This window comes from Empedobacter sp. UBA7248 (genome assembly GCF_002472945.1).
In the GTDB taxonomy this organism is placed as follows: Bacteria; Bacteroidota; Bacteroidia; order Flavobacteriales; family Weeksellaceae; genus Empedobacter; species Empedobacter falsenii_C.
On the sequence record NZ_DKSU01000006.1, the window covers coordinates 159,377 to 176,895 of the forward strand.

Genomic DNA, 17,519 nt, shown 5'->3' on the forward strand with positions numbered 1-17,519 from the left:
AAATTCAAAACAGCAAATTTTTAAAACTAATACAAAATGAAACAAAATAGTATAAAAGCAATTTTACTAACATTTAGCTTAATGCTCCTTTTAATGGTACTATATCCGTTAGCTATGTGGGGAATTGCCCAACTTTCTCCAAATCAAGGAAAAGGTTTTTTAGTTGCTGATAAAAATAATCAACACTATTACGAAAATATTGGACAATCGTTTTCAAAAGATCATTATTTCTGGGGACGACCATCGGCTGTAGATTACAATGCAGCAGGTTCTGGCGCAAGTAACAAAGGATCAAATAATGAAGAATATTTGCAAGAAGTTGAAAAACGCTTAAATGATTTTCTTCAAAAAAATCCAACAGTAAAAAAAGAAGACATTCCTGTAGATTTAATTACAGCTAGTGGAAGTGGTTTAGACCCTAATATTTCAGTTCAAGGAGCAATTGTGCAAGTTGATCGAATTGCAAAAGTACGAGGTTTAGATCACCAAAAAGTAAAAGAATTGATTGATAACCAAATTGAAAAACCTTTATTAGGTAGTTTAGGTCCTGATAAAATCAATGTGTTAAAACTGAATATCGAATTGGATAAATTATCAAAATAATGAAAAAAATACTTGCTTTTGGTTCTTTTATTTTGGGTTTAAATGTTCAAGCTCAAAACGATTCTATTCAGAAATTAAAACTTTCTGGTTATGCAGAAGTTTATTATACCTACGATTTTAATCAACCAAAAAACAATCAGCTTCCAAATTATTTGTATTCGTTTAATCGACACAATGAGGTGAATTTAAACTTCGGAACAATTCAGTTGCAATATAATGATGAACGAGTTCGAGGAAATCTTGCTTTAATGGCAGGAACTTATGCGCAATCAAATCTTGCTGCAGAACCTGATGGTTTAAGAAATATTTACGAAGCAAATATCGGTGTCAAACTTTCAAAGAATAAAAACTTGTGGCTAGATGCAGGTATTATGCCTTCTCACATTGGATTTGAAAGTGCGATTGGTGCTAATGTTGCAACACTTACACGAAGTATTCAGGCAGAGAATTCACCGTATTTTTCAACTGGCGTTAAGCTGAGTTATATTTCGCCTAATAACAAATGGGCAATGAGTTTGCATTATTTAAATGGTTGGCAACGTATCAAGCGTCTTGATGGTAATTCTACACCAGCTTTTGGACATCAAATTACTTACACACCAAATGAAAAATTTTCGATCAACAGCAGTTCGTTTATTGGTAGCGATACTCCTGATTCTTTGCGTCAAATGCGTTATTTCCATCATCTTTATGCTGTTTTTAAACCTATTAAAAAGCTTTCAATAACCGCAGGTTTTGATATTGGTGCACAACAAAAATCGAAAGGATCAGACAGTTATAATATTTGGTACAGTCCTATTTTAGTTGGGCAATATACATTCAATGAAAAATGGTCTGCAACTGCACGTGCCGAATATTATGCTGACGAAAAAGGTGTAATAATCTCAACGAATACACAAAATGGTTTCAAAACAGTTGGTTTTTCTTTGAATTTAGATCATTATTTTACAAATAATTTGATGTGGAGAACAGAAATTAGAAGTTTTTCGAGTAAAGATGATATCTATTTTCGAAATGATAAAAATGTATCAAATGAAACATTTTTCACAACTTCTTTAGCATTAAAACTATAAATGGAAAAAGAAACACAACATACTGCAGAAGACTTTCTTGCCTTGATTCGGAAATCGAAACGAGGCAAGTTTAAGGTATATATTGGAATGTGCGCTGGCGTTGGAAAATCGTATCGTATGTTGCAAGAAGCACACGAATTGCAAAAAAATAAAATCGATGTAAAAATTGGATATATCGAAACGCATAAACGTGTCGAAACAGAAAATCTTGTTGTAGGATTAACCATAATTCCACGAAAAATAATTTACTACAAAGGTAAATCTGTCGAAGAAATAGATTTGGAAGAAATCCTAAGACAAAGACCCGAAATTGTTATTGTGGACGAATTGGCACATTCTAATGTTTTTGGAAGCAAACATGCAAAACGTTGGCAAGATGTTATGGAAATTTTAGATGCTGGTATCAATGTTATTTCTGCTGTAAATATCCAACATTTAGAAAGTTTGAATAATAGTATTTCTGAAATTACAACAATCGATGTTTCGGAAAGAATTCCTGATATAATTTTGGAACAAGCAGATGAGATTGTAAATATTGATTTAACAGCAGATGATTTAATTGAACGATTAAAAACAGGAAAAATTTATCCGAAAGATAAAATTCAAACGGCTTTAAATAACTTTTTTATTCCTTCAAATATTTTACAATTACGTGAATTGGCTTTAAAAGAAGTTGCTTCTCATGTAGAAAAAAAGGTTGAAACCGAATATGTATCATCTGTTTATGCAAAACCGTCGCGTTTTTTGGCATGCATTAGTAGCAATGATAAAAATGCCAAAACTGTTATTCGAAAAACCGCTCGTTTGGCTGGATATTATAATTCACGTTGGTTTGTATTGTACGTAGAAACGCCAAAAGAGCATCCTAATAAAATTGCTTTGGACAAACAACGACATCTCATCAATAATTTAAAATTAGCTACAGAATTAGGTGCTGAGATTATTAAGGTAAAAAATCAACGGGTTTCTACAGCTATCATTCAACAAATTGAATTGCGTAATATTACCACTGTTTGTTTGGGAAAACCAAAGTTAAATTTAATCCAGATTATTTTGGCTACGAATGTATTTAATCAATTACTAAAAAAACTATCTTCGTTACATGTTGATGTGATTATTTTATCAAAATGAGAATTAAAACTAAACTTCGCTTAGGATTAGGCTTGCTGTTTTTATTGATTGTATTATTGGCAGCTGTAGCAACTACGTCTATTTATTCATTGAAAAATGATACACAAAATATTTTGCATGATAATTACAATTCGTTGATTTATGCAAAAAGTATGATGCGAAATTTAAATGATGCGGAAAACTTTAATTTCAAATCGTTTGAAAAGCAATTAGCAAATCAAGAATTAAACGCAACAGAACAAGGTGAAAAAGAATTGAATCAACAGATTCGAGATAAATTTGATGCTTATAAAGAAGGAAATCATTCTCCAGAACTATTAAAAGATGTTAGAATTTCGCTTTTAGAAATGATGGAAATGAATATGCAAGCCATAGAAATTAAAAGTGAATTTGCTGAAAAAACCGCTAACCAAGCTATTTTATTAATCATTTTCACAGGTATCGCATGTATTTTTATAGCCTTTAATTCTTTAATTAAGATTCCGTCTAATATTGCAAATCCTATTCAAAAATTAACGAATAGTATCAAGGAAATTGCTTCGAATAATTACAAAGAGCGTGTCTATTTAGACAAAAAAGATGAGTTTGGCGATTTAGCGCAATCTTTTAACACCATGGCTTCTAAATTAGAAGAATACAACGAAAGTCATTTAGCAACTATTCTAAAACAAAAAACAAGAATGGAAACGCTAATTAATAATATGCACGATGTTGTAATTGGTTTGGATGAACAAATGCAAGTAATTTTCGCAAATAATGAAGCTGTAAAAGTAACAGGATTATCTGCTAAACAAATGGTAAATAAGGCAGGTAAAGATTTGGCTTTGCACAATGATTTGATTCGATTGTTATTGCAAAATATCGAAACAGAAATTATAAAAGACGAAAAACCTTTGCAAATTGTAGTGGATGAAAAAGAACAATTTTTTACCAAAGAAATTTTTCATATCGAAATAATTCCAACAGGAGAAACGATAAAACAAGTTGTTGGGCATGTGATCATCCTTAGAAACATTACCGAATTTAAAGAACTAGATGCAGCCAAAACACGATTTATTGCTACAGTTTCGCATGAATTTAAAACGCCTATTTCATCTATGGAAATGAGTTTGCAATTGCTTCGAAATAAGCAAATAGGAACATTAAACGAAGAACAAAATGATTTGGTAACTAGTATTGACGATGATGTACATCGTTTATTGCGAATAACAAAAGAACTTCTCAACTTAACACAGATAGAAAGTGGTACAATTCAAATGAATAAAACAGAAGTTTTCCCAATCGAAATTGTAGAAAATGCGGTTAAAGCCAACCAAACTTTAGCTGAACAAAAGCATTTAATCATAGAAACGAATATACCAAATCATTTAGAATCTATAAAAGTTGATCTTGAAAAAACAGCTTGGGTTTTATCAAATCTAATCTCAAATGCAATACATTATTCTCACGAAAATGCTCGAATTTGGATTACTATTGAACAAACAACAACCGAAACATCCTTCAAAGTTAAAGACGAAGGAATTGGGATTCCAACCGAATTTTTACCCAAAGTTTTCGACCGTTATTTTCGTGTACCAGGCACTCACAAAGAAGGTACAGGTTTGGGATTGGCTATTAGCAAAGAATTTATTGAAGCTCAAAAAGGAACGTTGGATGTATTTAGCGAATATGGCGTCGGAAGCGAATTCGTGATGAGGTTATCACAAAAAGAATATTCATAAAATCTATTCGTTTAGTTTGAAAACAAAAAAGCTTGAACCAGTGTTCAAGCTTTTAGCAAGTCAAGAGTTACTTCAACAGGAGACTTGATATTCTTTTACGTTTTTAAATAATTTATATTATTCTATTCAAAGTTTTAATGGCTAAGTTTTATAATACTTAGTTCTCTATAATAGTCATATTATTATAATATGAATTTAAGGTAGCTCCACTTCCCGATGCTGTAGAATTGAATAACTTTTGTTGACCAGGATCTAAATCGATCCAAGCTTCAGGTCTAATTTTTTGTCCTGTTAGCATATAAAAACTCGCTGTGCAATTAGATGCAGCAGGTGCACTCCCCGCATCATTTGTATTATTTCTACTATCACTAGGGAAATTATTAGCACATTTAACTGCATTTATTTCCACATTATTAGAGTCCTTTAATCTCCAAATAGCTTCAATTTGGTTGTTGTCAATAGCAGCACTAGAACCATTCAAAGCCCTTATTCTTCCTGACTCTAAAGCAAATGTAAAAGTTGCTGTAAAAACTCCATCTCTTTTTGCTGTAAACTCTCCAGTAGCAGGATTAAAAGTTCCTCCACCATTGGAATTATTATACTTCTGAGTCCATGATGTTAAATAACAAGGAGTACGATGTGGCATACCGTTATAGGTTCCTGGACTTACACCTCCCTGCTCATAACACACCACTTCTTGCGAATTTTTAGTCGCGATAAATACTGACTTCTCAATTGGATTAATAATTACATCATTCCATTCTATTCCATTAGAATATTGTATTTTTTTAGATTCCGTATTGTATCGAATCGCTCCTTCTTCTGCTTCTATTGCTGTTTGACTTGTATTTCCTAACCCTATAGCACTTTCTGTAGCTCCTCTAACATCCAATTTAACCTTAGGCAGGTTATTTCCTATCGCTATATTTCCTGTTATATTTTCTACTAAAAAATCATCTGTTGCACTTGAAATTGTGTTAACTGTATTTTTTAAAGGATCAATATGCAAAATTCCTTTTGGTTGTTCTACCCCTACTCCTATTTGTGCATTCGTATTTATAGAAAGAACGAAAAAAGAGGATGTTAAAAATATAATCATATTTTTCATAAGCCGTAAATTGTTAAGGTATTATAACTCGCATCATTAATTAAGTTTCGACTACCACCAAAAGTATGGAAAATGTTAGGTGATAATGTCTCATTTTTTTTCAGATAAAAAATACCTGTACAGTTTATAGAACTGATATTCGTTGCATTCCCAGTTGAGAATCCTGGATAAGAGTTTAAACATCTATATTCAGGAACACCTTGACTTGCATTAGATTTTAAATGTATTTCGATATAACTATTATTAGGAATAGCAGCAGATGACAAAGCTGCATTAAAACTTACTACATAAACTCCGTCTTTAGGAGCTGTAAAAATTCCAGTTACAGCATCCAAACTATTGGTTACATCTTCTTGTTTTGTCCAACTTTTTATTAAAACTTGTGTATTATTTGCTAAAGATTGATTAGAAGAATTATTAGCGTATACCAAAGCATTTAATGATTTACCAGGAAGATTTATCCAATTTGTACCATCAGAAAGTTTTAAATTACCATTGTATTGCAAAGCACCTTCTTTAGCTTGAGTAGCCGTTTGTGTAGTAGAACCTACAGCTATTACATTATCTGTTAACGTCTTACTTCTTAAATCAACTTTTGTTATAGGATTTATAGTTCCAACACCTAATTTACCTTCTGCTGTCACAACGACATCATCTTCGTAAATATTTTGAGTAGAACTATCATTATTCATTGAAGCGTCTATATGTAAAACTTGTTGAGGATTAGTTGTTCCCACTCCCACTTGCGCGAAAAGAGCTGTTGTAATCAGAAAGCTAAGAATTAAATAAATATTTTTCATATGCTATATTTTACTGCTCTACAATTGTCAAATTATTGAATCCAAAATTGGGCTTATTTACTACAGCATCCGAGCGAAGACCTCTCCCTCCACTCGTAGAATTGTCAATCTTTTGTAGCAATTTTACAACTACCTTATCATTTTGTTTTAATTTCATACTACTTACGCAGCTTCCTCCAGCTTGAGCTCCTCTTGTTGATTTACCATATGTTTTTAAACATTTTACTTCAATTACATTAGTATTTTTCACAAACTGACTCTCAACCGAACTATTTGCCAAGAATGCATTCCCTTCTTGAACAAAATCATAAGCAAAACTAAAAGTATAAACGCCATCTCTAGGAGCAACAAACTCACCAGTTGTAGCATTAAAATTATTAGAAATATCATTCGTAATCTCCCAACCAGCGATTATAGTTGCAGTATCATAAGTAAACTTAATTGCTTTATCTGCAGTCCTAATCCTCGCTACTACAAACGATTTCTTTGGAACAGAATAAATATCCATCCATTGAATACCATCAGAAATTTGTAACTTTCCTCCAGAAGTGTTAACATAACGAATAACTCCTGCTCCTACTGACTCTGCTGTTCTAGATGTAAAACCAATACCCAAAGCATTATTAGAGTTAGAAGTTGATCTTAGATCAAGTTTTGTAACAGGTGTTATCGTCCCTACTCCTACATTTCCATTCGTTGTTACTACAAAGTCATTATCGGCTTGTTCATTAGTAGGTGTACTAAAATTGTCTATCTTTCCATCCACATGAAATGCCCCTTTTACATCTTTTGTATTAATTCCTATCTGAGCGAATAAACTGAAAGTACTACCAAAAAAAAATAAAAGAAGTAATCTTTTTTTAAGGTCTTTGATCATTGGTTGATTTGGTTTTTAAATTGATCCTACAAAACTATCATATGGTTAATTAATATAATGGTTTTGTCATTTCACATATTTTAAAAATTCAGAATTCTTTCAATATTTAAATTAAATATTCTTATTTTTAAAAACCTAAACAACTATAAATAAACACTCTAATTATTTATTCAGTTTTAAATATTCGGAAGGGTTCATTCCTGTTTTCTTTTGAAATGCTTTTATAAAAGTAGGATCAGATGAAAAACCAGCTAACTTAGATAAGTGACTTATTTTATAATTTAGAAAAGATTCTTCATTTTTCAACTTTTCGAGTAAATATTCAATTCTAAGTTCATTAATATAGTTTGAGAAACTCTTTCCATATTCTTCTTTAATTGTACGAGAAAGATATTTTGTATTACATCCTATTTTATTAGACAAATGATATAAAGTAATATGTTGATCGATAAAGCCTTCTTCTGTTTCGAATTTCTTCAATTCTTCAATAATTTTATTTTTTGTTGAATCATTAATCGAAAACGAATCTTCTTTTTCAGTTAAATCAATAGAATTATCACCTGAGATTTTAGTGCTTCTTTTAGTATAAAACCAAAATATTGTTGAAACAGTTATAAGTAGAAAAGAGATTAAACCAATATAAAACAGTTTTTCATACTTCGTCAAACTATTTATTTTAGAATTTTTTTGTTGAACAACTGAACTTACAGCAGTTTTTGCTGACTTATCTATTTCATGAGTCAATTCCATAAACTCTTCGTTTACTTCATTTGCCTTTTTATAATCTCCTACCCCAGTATAAGCTTCAACCAATCTTTTTAGAATTTCTTGTTTCTTACTTAAAAAGTCTGTTGATTTACAATAATCCAATGCTTTTTCTAAGTAATTTATCGCTTTACTATACTCATGTTTTCTCAAAAAAATCAAACCTAAATCATGATATATTGCTGCATTCATATACTTATCAGAAGGATCTACTATAGATATAGCTTTTTTTGAGTAATTATATGCAGAATCGTACTTTTCCAATTTTGTATACATATAACTTACATTTGTATAAGCAGATGGCAAAACTTCTTTTTTCCTCTTTAATGACTTTAAACGTTCATAAGAATCGATAGATTTTTTAGCAACATTTAGTTTTTCTTCTAGATTTACAGTATCATCCATTAAAACAAGTTTTGAAGCAAACAGACTTCCTCTTAAATCATTTGCTTCCTCATTATCTAGATGTTTTATTAATACCAACCCTTTATCTAAAGCAGAATCAGACTCACTTAACAATCCCATTTTCGCATACTGAGTCCCCATAAGTCGCAATCCCATTGCTTCTCCTTCTATATAAGAAATATGCTCTGCTCTATTTATAGCTTCATTCGCGTAGAAGACACATGAATCGGCATTATTATTCAAATAATAACCAAAACCTTTCAAATAATCTAGCTTTGTTACCAATTTTAAATCTTGCGAGGCTAATGCATTTAATTTTTCTTTTTCAATATTTTTAAAGAATTCATTAGGAGAAGTAGTTAATTCTGTTCGCAGTTTTTCATAAATATATTCAGATTTTTGAGCAGAAATTACAGAACAGAATAATACCATAAAAAAGTAAAGAGTCTTTTTCATATATAAGCTTTAGGTTTTTTATAAATATGTAATAGTAGAAAGATAACTTTAGTATTTCATAAAATATGCCAAAGGAACCTTCGTTTTCGATATTCAAAGTAACTCTAATTTATTTTTAATGAAAACAAATTTTGAATCACTTTTTCAGTAAACTTTTATGTAATAAATCTATTCTTTTAGTTGAATAGGTATTTTTTTGACTAAAAGGTAATCCATGCATCGATACACGAGCATCGAACAAATCATACGAAATGGATATACAACTGATACAGAATCAATATAGCAAAGATACACAACCGATACATAAAAAAATAATTTTAAGGCATACAACCTCCATTAACCAATTAGGCTCGTCATTCGTCACTCCTACTTAACTTGTTTGTCTAGAGCTTAATTTTACTACGTTCTATGCTATTCTCATTATAATTGATAATCGTGAAATCATAACGTAGTTTTGTACAAGAAGTCATATAACGATAAATCTTAATTAAATATATAATATTAAAGATATTTCATTTTAATTCTAAAATAGTTTTTTTCATTCGTATTATTTTTAGCAATTAACCTTTAAATTTTAAATAAAAAAACCGCCAATTGGCGGTTGAATATCTATTCTAAGTCAATAATCTTTCCTACCGATTGTCCAATAAGATTTATATAGGAATTTTTTTAAGAGTAGAGTTTTGTTGCATGGTGCAAACAACTCAAGTATTTTTAGGTATATAAACTTTACTCATAAAGATTAATTTAATATTTTATAATAAATAAGATTATAAAGAGCATACATCATTCCACATAAAAAAATACATAAAAGAGAAAATATTAAATGTCCGTATTGTAGATAATTATCATGATTAGTTTTATGGGATATTATAAAATGTTTATTAAAAAACATTTCAATAGTTTGTTTTAAATCTTTATCAACATAAATAGCTAGATCTTTTTTATCTATTGTTCTTATTCTTAACATTAATAACTCGTTTAAAGGAAAAGAGAGATGATAGCTTTCTATATCTTTAAAATTGTAAGAAGTCTTATCCACCATGATATCATTTTCTTTAAACTCAATCATGACATGTTTTTTCTTCATTTGATTGAGTATATATCCATAAGTTGCTCCTACCACTGTCAGATATAAAAAGAATCTTAACTTTTCAAAAGCAGAACACACTAAAACAATAAGTGAAAATATTGGTAGATAAGCATACGTCATTTTAATCATTTGCTGATGATAATATGCTTTTCCTATACTTTGTTTTTGAACATTCATTTATAATTCTGCTTTTCTAAACGACTATTAAAAAATAAAATTTTCATAGATATTCTAATTTCTTTGGGTTCATTTATTATTATAGCTTTAAATGATACGCTAAATATTGTAGGTTATTTTTAAGAGTTTTATATAAATAAGATGTTTGTAAAACAACAATACTAGATCCTTAAAAACAATATCCAATTGTTTTCATTTATTCTTTTGGGAAAAGTTTTTTGAAATCTTCTTTTTCTATAAAATATTGAAGATATAGTTTTACGTTTTCTTCGTAAACTTTTTTTAGGTAAGCTTCATCAGCATCTTTATTTTCTTTCCGCATTGATCGAAGAGCAGGATTAGCACTTCTGAAGTGTAAAATAGGCAAAGGCTTGTCTATCGTACCATAACTAGGGTCTTCATTTTGTATTTTATTATAGTAAAAAATGATATCTGGATAAACATTTTTATCTTTCTCTGAATCACCAAATTTTAAAATTTCTCGATTTACATAACCACCTTCACTAATTACCATAGTTTGAACATATTTATTTAATTCTTTACTAAAATACAAATATGCCTCACCCCTGATATAAGACATGTTTCGATTACTAAAATATGTTGTTTTACTAATTATATTTGTTCCCAGTCTTTCATCATCGTTAGATAAAATTCCACCAACATAAGGAACTGTTTTTATATTTACAGGTTGTGAGTTTTTTATAAAATCTTCAATTAGATTTTCTTCAACATTTCGTGGTCTTAGGAATATAAAACTTATCAGGAAAAATACGAGAGTCGCTCCAAAAGTTGCGCCTAAAAAATAACCAATCATTCTCATTCTAAATGTTATTTTGCAATTACATTAATCCCTTTAGATTTTGAATTATCTTCTATAAGTTTAATGAAGAATTTCAAAGTATCATCATAAATACTATTTTCATATTGGTCAGAAGCTCCATCAACCACAGCACCTGCCATACCCCAAGCAAAACCTGTTCCTAATGATTTAAGTACATTTGGATTAAAGGTTTGTTTGGCTGCCGCGAAATATAAACTAGAATTTAATCTTAAGGAAGCCATAGGAAACTGTGTTCCTAAAGAACCCCTTACAATTGCAGGATAAGCTTTTATAATAGTAGCATTATTAGTCATGGCGGTAATCATTTCAGGACTGTAAGAAGCTTCAGTCATTACACCTATTGCAGCATCTCTTCCTGCGTTAAAGGTTCCTTCTCCATCTGGTAATGCGCCCCAAACAGTTCCTAGAACTCCTGCTTCTTTTGGCTGAATTTCACCTGTAATTCTCCCTTCTATTTCTCTTGCACTATTAAACTTAACTGAACCATGAAACCCTATCCATTTTGAAGTTAAAGTAGCATCGCAATCATGTACTATTTCTCTTACTGCAGAATATGCAGAAGTAGCTGCTGCTAATACAAATAAGATTGTACCTCCTGTTGCAACTGTTAAAATAGCTAATGCACCAATAGCCTATAAGTTCTGGAACAGTTCATTGGTACAAATCCATTTTTTTTCTGTAGTTATTTTATTCTCTATCAAACATTTTTTTTTAGTATTTGTTCTCGAGAATGATGAGCAAACCTATATTTATCTTGATATTTTATTTTTTGAAAAATATGACTTTTCAAAAAAACATAATCACCTTTTGTAAAACTTCTTTGTATAAAAAAAGATGTACAACTCTGCTGAGTAGATAATCCCAATATTATTTCATTATTGAAAATTTTTAAAGATTTTTTCCATTTTGAAGTTTCTAAAACAGTTTTCTTTATTTGAATATTTTTTTTCATAGTACTCTTAATTTATTCAATTGAACCTGTTCCCCAGAATTTTTTTTTGTGTTCTATCCACTCTTCATGAGTATATTCCTTTCCATTTTCATCCGTGTAAATTTCACTTTTGTGAGCTGGCTCAAGTTTTTCAAGATTATTTTTTTTCTTTTCAGAATCACTTGTCATTGTATATGTAAACTTATTATATAACTTTTCAGAAACAACATCCTCTACTTTTTTTACAGATGCTTTCTTCAATCTTCCAGTTCTATAATCAATACTACGCTCTTCTTCTTGAAATATTTTTATTTTGACAGGATCTATATTGATTTTATCTTTAAATTGATTATAAGCTGCATTAAAAGTTCCTAAACTTAATGGTATTTCAGGTTTTGCTTTTGTAAGAATTACTAAAGTTTCTAAATTTTCAGAAGGAAGTTTGATATTAGACTCTGATTCTACATCCCATTCCATATTTGCAGTATTAAATATATTAGTACCAAAAACTTTTTTTCTATTAGGTAGATCAACATTATAAATATGCCCAAAGTAAACACTAAAAAACTCATTTCCTTGTATAGCAGTTCTAAGTTTTTCTTTATTAGTAAATAGAGCGTCATTTATTGCAATTAACTTCTTTAATTCTTCATTATTAGCTACAACGCTTTTCATTTCTAATTTTGTTTCTTCCCATTTAGAAACTATTAAATCTATATTTATAACTTCTATAACATCTCCTTTTTGCGAAAGTTTTAAATGCAACTCATTAAACATACGATTAAATGCTGCTGTAAGTTGAGCCACTTCTCTAATTAAGTCATTATTTGATTTCTCTAAATAGATGTCTAATAATACTAATCTACATTCTATGCTATTCTCATCAAAATTGATAATCGTGAAATCATAACGTAGTTTTGTACAAGAAGTCATATAACTATCAATCAATCTTGCTTCCATCTCCACAACTAAAGTATACTGTTCATTAAATATTTGTTTTATGAGAATTTTTTTATCTATTGACATTATTTATAAATTTATTTGTTCAAAAGTTGAAATATCACCTATTTTATCATTTTCGAAATAGTATTCAATTAATTCTAAACCTTCCTCTATTGAAACTATCTTAGTAGCAACTAATAAATCATCTTCATTCAGCATTATTTCAACTGTAATTTCGTCGGGATTAACTGTTAAAAATTGTAAAAAAGAATCTCCAAAAAGTAGTGTATAAAAGCTATCATCCCAATTCATTTTTTCAAACAAATCTTTGGCATCCTCTAAATTTAGATTTGATTCTCCACTATATTCAACAGAATCGTATGTTATATTTCTTGTTTTCATTTTTTTTAAAATATCAATGAATGGTTTTGAAAAAGTATTGATTAAAAAATTTCTGTTTATTTATTATATTTTTCTAATAAATCTATCCTGATTTGGGAATTGATTCTTTTTGCAAATTCTAAACTACTTTCACCTTTGTCAGATTTCTTGTTTGGGTTTGCTCCATTTTGCAAATAAAATTCTAACAACTTTAAGTCCTCTTCTTTTTTAATATAGAACGTTGCATAAAATAGAGGAGTAGCTCCTTCATAATCTAATTTATTAATGTCTGCTCCATTTTGTATTAATAATTGAGCGATTTTGATTTTATTATTTATACTTGTCCATTCAATTGGTTGCTTTTCAGGTAATAGATGTAATGCTGTTTTACCATATGCATCCTGTAAATTAGGGTCTGCTCCAAACTCGAGTAAAAGTCTAACTGTTTCAATTCTTTCTTGCAAAACGGCAAATATTAAGGGAGTATATTCAATATCTCCGGATTTTGCATTAATAAGACCGTCCTTATTTGAACTATTATTCAAAAGTTTAACTAAATTTTCAGTATCTCCTTTTATACTCAATTTAAAAATATCGTCATTCATAATTATGGGTTATCAAATTCATATAAAGATTCTGGACTTTCCAGTTGATGGGATCTATTTGTACTTGGTGTTTCTGGTCTATAATACTTTGGATTATTGTAGTGTTCAATAAATTGTTCATTTGTAATTCTACCTTCTCTAAGTGCTTTTATCAGATGTTTGTATTCATATCCTGGTAAATGTGACTTATCCCATGTTCCTTTTAAAGGTTCTCCAGGTTTCCATTTTATTTCTTCTCCGTTTGGTACTGGATCATACACTCTACCTTCAAAATCTTTTGCATTATTAAATATTTCTTCATTCAATTTAGCTTCATTTTTATAAGATGGTCTACCATCTTCATACGCCTTTCCTTTCCCACCACTCTTCGTTTTCCTCGGGTCTTTAGCAATACTTCCTGGTTTTTGCCCTCTAGGATTATTTTTTGTATTTCGTAATTTACCATTTTTATCTCTATAAGTAGCTGGAGGGTCTGTTTTTAAATTTAAGAAATATAATAAAAACATCGCATCAGACCATTGTAATCCACTCAAACCTTTTTCATGCAATCTACTAGCTAATTCATATTCTGGTAAAGCTCCTTTTGCAAAACTATCTGTCACGCTAATAGGGTTACCATTTTCATCTACTGCATCCGTCGCATATGTTTGTGCTGCAGATTCCGCTCCAAATATTCCTCTAGAACCTAAAGCTATACCAGCTCCTGTCCATCCACCTCCTATACCAAAACTTGTTAAAATATTACTACCTACACTTCGCAAAGTCGGCCATGCCAGTTGCATGCTTGCTCTAGATATACTAATACCTGTGCCAATTGTTCCTCCTGTTCCTGCTGTAGCAACACTTCCCACGCCTAAAATAGAACCAGCTGTACCAACAGCTGCTCCCGCAAAAGCACACTTTACCAATTCGCTTCCGTAACTTAAACTAGCATAACCAATTGCTCCTAACCAACTCTTTATATTAGGTGCATATTTTACTATTCCTCCTGCTTTGCATTCCATTTGATGTTCACCCGTAATAGTTTTAGTACCTGTAGAAATAAAATCAGATTTACTATCTAACCATTTTCTAGCAGGTCCCATTTTATGACCACAAAGCATACTTCCAATAGCAGCACCTATTACTCCTCCAGCAACACCTGCAATAGCCCCTAACAAAACTAGTCCAATTCCTCCAGTTGCAACAGTAAGAACGCCAACAGCAACTGCTACAACTACAATCAAAGCAGCAACAATAGCCATCAAGAGCATATATTTTTTGCATCCAAAGTCAATCCAACTTACTGTTTTTGTATCTTCTACAGTAATATAAACTTTACCATCTATGGTTTTATTACTAGTACGAGTTCCTTGGAACGGTGTAGGCATTGCACCTTCTGAACATATCCAAAAATCTTCTTCGGTAATTATTTTGTGTCCCATAATTTTAGTTTATAAAACAATCTCCTCCGTCAATTTTGGTTTCTCCACCTATGTGATTTTTAGGAGAATTTATTTCTATTGCTTGTCCTCCATTTATTCCGACACCATCTGAACCTCCTATACCAATAATTTTACCACTGATTATAATGGTTCCATCGGATTTCATGGTAATTGAGCTGGCTCCAGTTTTAATAGTAATTTGAGACTTTCCACTTAAATCAATGACCCCTCCTGAATCCATGGTTAATGCAGAAGCTCCTTTTCCAACATTAGTTGAGTGTTGACTCCCTGCATTCACTGTATGATTAGTATTTGCGTTAGTTGTTGCATTGCCCGCACCATCAAACTTCATGTTTGCACCACCTTTATCTGTAAGGTAAACAGAACCCACACCGTCGTTTAATTCAAGCTTATTTCCGCTTCGGCTACTCAAACTTTTTACATTATTTCCTTGACCACCACCGCCGCCAACTTTCCCATGGAACATACCACCCATTACGAAAGGACGATCAGGATGATGATGTTGAAAAGCAACCATTACTTGATCACCAACTTCTGGAATAGCCATAAAACCACGGTTTGTTTTTACTTTATCACTTCCTCCAGCATCAGGTGTCATCACACGAATGAATTCAGATTTATCATAGCCATTTTGCCAATCAAATTGCACCTGTACACGTCCTTGATTTTTAGGATCAGTATTCGAAGTTACTTTTGCTACTTGAATTTCGGCTCTCGGCATCTTAAATTCAGGACGTGGTAAAAATCCTGTATCCGCAGCAATCGCCTCAAAAGTTCCGTTGTAATAACCACGTGCATCAACTTCGTGTGTTGTTTCGGTTATCATTAATTTGGTAAAATAAGAGGTTTTATTTGTATCTGTTTGACGCATTTCGATATCTGCAATACAGCCAGGATATAAAAATGGAATCGTTGTGGTACCAGACGTCACAAAAACATCAACTGCCTTACTACCAGCTGTCCCTTTTTGAGAAGCACTAATATCTAAGAAAGTCGCTGCTTTGATTGGTGCAACACGTAATGATGGTGTTTTAAACGTTTGTTCTGAAATAGAGTAAGCTCTTTTTGCAATATCAGAAGTATGTCTAATTTGTGAAGTTCCTGTGGTTAATTTTTCATTTTTACTACTGTTATAGCCATAAAATGAAGGATTAATATGTTGGGCACGCATATTCACTTTTATATCATTTACGCTACTTCCGTATGTTAAAGTAATTGGTTTTTGTTGAGGCGGAAGTTCTCCAAAATGTAAAACCTCTCCATCATAAAAAAACTGTTCACCATAAGCTTCTGCCATTCTCGCCAAATAATTATAATGGGTCTCTTCATATTGCGTTGAATAAGTAATAGTACCATATTTTGCTGCAATACGGTAATCAAATTTACTTTTGCTTATCCCTTGTTTGATCACTTGATCTGCAATACTATTTAGACTGATTGAATCTGTTCCACCAAAACTTTGAGTGTGAGGAGCAGCGTCCAATAAAATTGTTGGGCTATAACCTGTTAACAGAATATTTCCTAAACTCCCTTGTTCTTGTACAAAACCAACTTCGGTAATGACACCAACAAAAACACGTTCTGGACTATCCTCAACTCCGCTGTATCTAAAAATTGCAGTTAACCTTTTTCCTAAAAATTTCTGTGCATTCTCCAAGCGGTAATTCTCTGCATCACCCAATACATCATGCGCTAATTCTAGCGAAAACTCATGGTGTTTTTTTGCACTTTGAACTAATTTGAAATGTTTGAAAAAATTGATTATTTCACCTTCAATCACCAAACTAAGCTTCACAACACGGTTAATTCCCAGTATATCATGTTCAGGAATTGTTTTCGCATTGTAAATTTTTGAAGTAGGTTGATTTCCCCATAAATCCTTGTCCACATACGTTTTTGCATTTGGAACTATCGGTTGATTCATGAACATTTTCGAATAATCTTGTGTTTTTACAAACGATTGATTCAATTTTCCATCCGTTACTTTTGCAATTTTAGCATCAACTTGCGACGTTATTTTGTTGTCCAAAGCATTTATTGCATCATCTTTTAGTTTAGATGGATCAACAGATGGTTTATTTTTTGGAAGTTTATCATCTTGAAACATAGTAATAGAGTTTAGGTATTTAGCTTAAAATTATACAATTAAGGAATGAGAATGCATT

Annotated in this window: 17 protein-coding genes; 4 read left to right on the forward strand and 13 right to left on the reverse strand. The window is 31.0% G+C overall.

Features of this window, described 5'->3' with window-relative positions; all coding sequences use genetic code 11:
- Positions 1–36: 36 nt before the first annotated feature.
- From kdpC to B4A23_RS05470, 4 genes are read left to right on the forward strand one after another with little or no spacing between them, the layout of a single operon-like run.
- Complete coding sequence (gene kdpC / locus B4A23_RS05455; protein WP_291117792.1) at positions 37–603, forward strand: potassium-transporting ATPase subunit KdpC; 567 nt, start codon at positions 37–39, stop codon at positions 601–603.
- Positions 603–1,676: a porin gene (locus tag B4A23_RS05460; protein ID WP_291117795.1), complete on the forward strand. Its 1,074-nt coding sequence runs from the start codon at positions 603–605 to the stop codon at positions 1,674–1,676. Before kdpC ends, B4A23_RS05460 begins: the two co-directional genes overlap by 1 nt.
- A complete protein-coding gene (locus B4A23_RS05465; protein WP_291117798.1) occupies positions 1,677–2,807 on the forward strand; it encodes a sensor protein KdpD in 1,131 nt (376 codons plus the stop codon). It abuts the gene before it with no gap.
- Complete coding sequence (locus B4A23_RS05470) at positions 2,804–4,528, forward strand: HAMP domain-containing sensor histidine kinase (RefSeq protein ID WP_291117801.1); 1,725 nt, start codon at positions 2,804–2,806, stop codon at positions 4,526–4,528. The genes B4A23_RS05465 and B4A23_RS05470 overlap by 4 nt, the downstream gene beginning before the upstream one ends.
- A 157-nt stretch (positions 4,529–4,685) precedes the next feature.
- Here the strand turns inward: B4A23_RS05470 and B4A23_RS05475 are convergent, their stop codons facing one another.
- The 13 genes from B4A23_RS05475 to B4A23_RS05535 all read right to left on the reverse strand — a co-directional run bounded on the left by B4A23_RS05475 (position 4,686) and on the right by B4A23_RS05535 (position 17,461).
- The gene (locus B4A23_RS05475) at positions 4,686–5,627 is read right to left on the reverse strand and encodes a hypothetical protein (protein WP_180904893.1); all 942 of its coding nucleotides are present in this window, start codon (positions 5,625–5,627) and stop codon (positions 4,686–4,688) included.
- A gap of 5 nt (positions 5,628–5,632) precedes the next feature.
- Positions 5,633–6,436, reverse strand: coding sequence for a hypothetical protein (locus tag B4A23_RS05480; protein WP_291117804.1), 804 nt, complete (start codon positions 6,434–6,436; stop codon positions 5,633–5,635).
- Positions 6,437–6,446: 10 nt separating this feature from the next.
- On the reverse strand, positions 6,447–7,313 hold the full coding sequence (locus tag B4A23_RS05485) for a C1q-like domain-containing protein (protein ID WP_291117807.1): 867 nt from the start codon (positions 7,311–7,313) through the stop codon (positions 6,447–6,449).
- A gap of 162 nt (positions 7,314–7,475) precedes the next feature.
- Positions 7,476–8,939: a helix-turn-helix domain-containing protein gene (locus tag B4A23_RS05490; protein WP_291117810.1), complete on the reverse strand. Its 1,464-nt coding sequence runs from the start codon at positions 8,937–8,939 to the stop codon at positions 7,476–7,478.
- Positions 8,940–9,681: 742 nt separating this feature from the next.
- Positions 9,682–10,209: a hypothetical protein gene (locus B4A23_RS05495; RefSeq protein WP_291117813.1), complete on the reverse strand. Its 528-nt coding sequence runs from the start codon at positions 10,207–10,209 to the stop codon at positions 9,682–9,684.
- A gap of 196 nt (positions 10,210–10,405) precedes the next feature.
- The gene (locus tag B4A23_RS05500) at positions 10,406–11,029 is read right to left on the reverse strand and encodes a hypothetical protein (RefSeq protein WP_291117816.1); all 624 of its coding nucleotides are present in this window, start codon (positions 11,027–11,029) and stop codon (positions 10,406–10,408) included.
- Positions 11,030–11,037: 8 nt separating this feature from the next.
- A complete protein-coding gene (locus B4A23_RS05505) occupies positions 11,038–11,343 on the reverse strand; it encodes a hypothetical protein (RefSeq protein WP_291117819.1) in 306 nt (101 codons plus the stop codon).
- Between the two features lie 404 nt (positions 11,344–11,747).
- Entirely contained in the window at positions 11,748–12,002 is a 255-nt protein-coding gene (locus tag B4A23_RS05510; protein WP_291117822.1) for a hypothetical protein, read from the reverse strand.
- Positions 12,003–12,014: 12 nt separating this feature from the next.
- On the reverse strand, positions 12,015–13,007 hold the full coding sequence (locus B4A23_RS05515; RefSeq protein ID WP_291117824.1) for a hypothetical protein: 993 nt from the start codon (positions 13,005–13,007) through the stop codon (positions 12,015–12,017).
- Positions 13,008–13,010: 3 nt separating this feature from the next.
- Entirely contained in the window at positions 13,011–13,325 is a 315-nt protein-coding gene (locus B4A23_RS05520; protein WP_291117826.1) for a hypothetical protein, read from the reverse strand.
- A gap of 56 nt (positions 13,326–13,381) precedes the next feature.
- The gene (locus B4A23_RS05525; protein WP_291117828.1) at positions 13,382–13,909 is read right to left on the reverse strand and encodes an ankyrin repeat domain-containing protein; all 528 of its coding nucleotides are present in this window, start codon (positions 13,907–13,909) and stop codon (positions 13,382–13,384) included.
- A gap of 2 nt (positions 13,910–13,911) precedes the next feature.
- Positions 13,912–15,333, reverse strand: coding sequence for an HNH/ENDO VII family nuclease (locus B4A23_RS05530; RefSeq protein WP_291117831.1), 1,422 nt, complete (start codon positions 15,331–15,333; stop codon positions 13,912–13,914).
- Between the two features lie 4 nt (positions 15,334–15,337).
- Positions 15,338–17,461 carry a type VI secretion system Vgr family protein gene (locus B4A23_RS05535; RefSeq protein WP_291117834.1) on the reverse strand — a complete coding sequence of 708 codons (2,124 nt, stop codon included), beginning with the start codon at positions 17,459–17,461 and terminating at the stop codon, positions 15,338–15,340.
- Positions 17,462–17,519: the final 58 nt, after the last annotated feature.

What these genes read in the sequence shown, in the direction of transcription:
- B4A23_RS05520 (WP_291117826.1), bottom strand. Translation starts at nt 13,325, where the DNA reads ATGAAAACAAGAAATATAACATACGATTCTGTTGAATATAGTGGAGAA.
- B4A23_RS05490 (WP_291117810.1), bottom strand. Translation starts at nt 8,939, where the DNA reads ATGAAAAAGACTCTTTACTTTTTTATGGTATTATTCTGTTCTGTAATT.
- B4A23_RS05495 (WP_291117813.1), bottom strand. Translation starts at nt 10,209, where the DNA reads ATGAATGTTCAAAAACAAAGTATAGGAAAAGCATATTATCATCAGCAA.
- B4A23_RS05465 (WP_291117798.1), top strand. Translation starts at nt 1,677, where the DNA reads ATGGAAAAAGAAACACAACATACTGCAGAAGACTTTCTTGCCTTGATT.
- B4A23_RS05485 (WP_291117807.1), bottom strand. Translation starts at nt 7,313, where the DNA reads ATGATCAAAGACCTTAAAAAAAGATTACTTCTTTTATTTTTTTTTGGT.
- kdpC (WP_291117792.1), top strand. Translation starts at nt 37, where the DNA reads ATGAAACAAAATAGTATAAAAGCAATTTTACTAACATTTAGCTTAATG.
- B4A23_RS05515 (WP_291117824.1), bottom strand. Translation starts at nt 13,007, where the DNA reads ATGTCAATAGATAAAAAAATTCTCATAAAACAAATATTTAATGAACAG.
- B4A23_RS05525 (WP_291117828.1), bottom strand. Translation starts at nt 13,909, where the DNA reads ATGAATGACGATATTTTTAAATTGAGTATAAAAGGAGATACTGAAAAT.
- B4A23_RS05460 (WP_291117795.1), top strand. Translation starts at nt 603, where the DNA reads ATGAAAAAAATACTTGCTTTTGGTTCTTTTATTTTGGGTTTAAATGTT.
- B4A23_RS05530 (WP_291117831.1), bottom strand. Translation starts at nt 15,333, where the DNA reads ATGGGACACAAAATAATTACCGAAGAAGATTTTTGGATATGTTCAGAA.
- B4A23_RS05470 (WP_291117801.1), top strand. Translation starts at nt 2,804, where the DNA reads ATGAGAATTAAAACTAAACTTCGCTTAGGATTAGGCTTGCTGTTTTTA.
- B4A23_RS05475 (WP_180904893.1), bottom strand. Translation starts at nt 5,627, where the DNA reads ATGATTATATTTTTAACATCCTCTTTTTTCGTTCTTTCTATAAATACG.
- B4A23_RS05510 (WP_291117822.1), bottom strand. Translation starts at nt 12,002, where the DNA reads ATGAAAAAAAATATTCAAATAAAGAAAACTGTTTTAGAAACTTCAAAA.
- B4A23_RS05500 (WP_291117816.1), bottom strand. Translation starts at nt 11,029, where the DNA reads ATGAGAATGATTGGTTATTTTTTAGGCGCAACTTTTGGAGCGACTCTC.
- B4A23_RS05480 (WP_291117804.1), bottom strand. Translation starts at nt 6,436, where the DNA reads ATGAAAAATATTTATTTAATTCTTAGCTTTCTGATTACAACAGCTCTT.
- B4A23_RS05505 (WP_291117819.1), bottom strand. Translation starts at nt 11,343, where the DNA reads ATGACTAATAATGCTACTATTATAAAAGCTTATCCTGCAATTGTAAGG.
- B4A23_RS05535 (WP_291117834.1), bottom strand. Translation starts at nt 17,461, where the DNA reads ATGTTTCAAGATGATAAACTTCCAAAAAATAAACCATCTGTTGATCCA.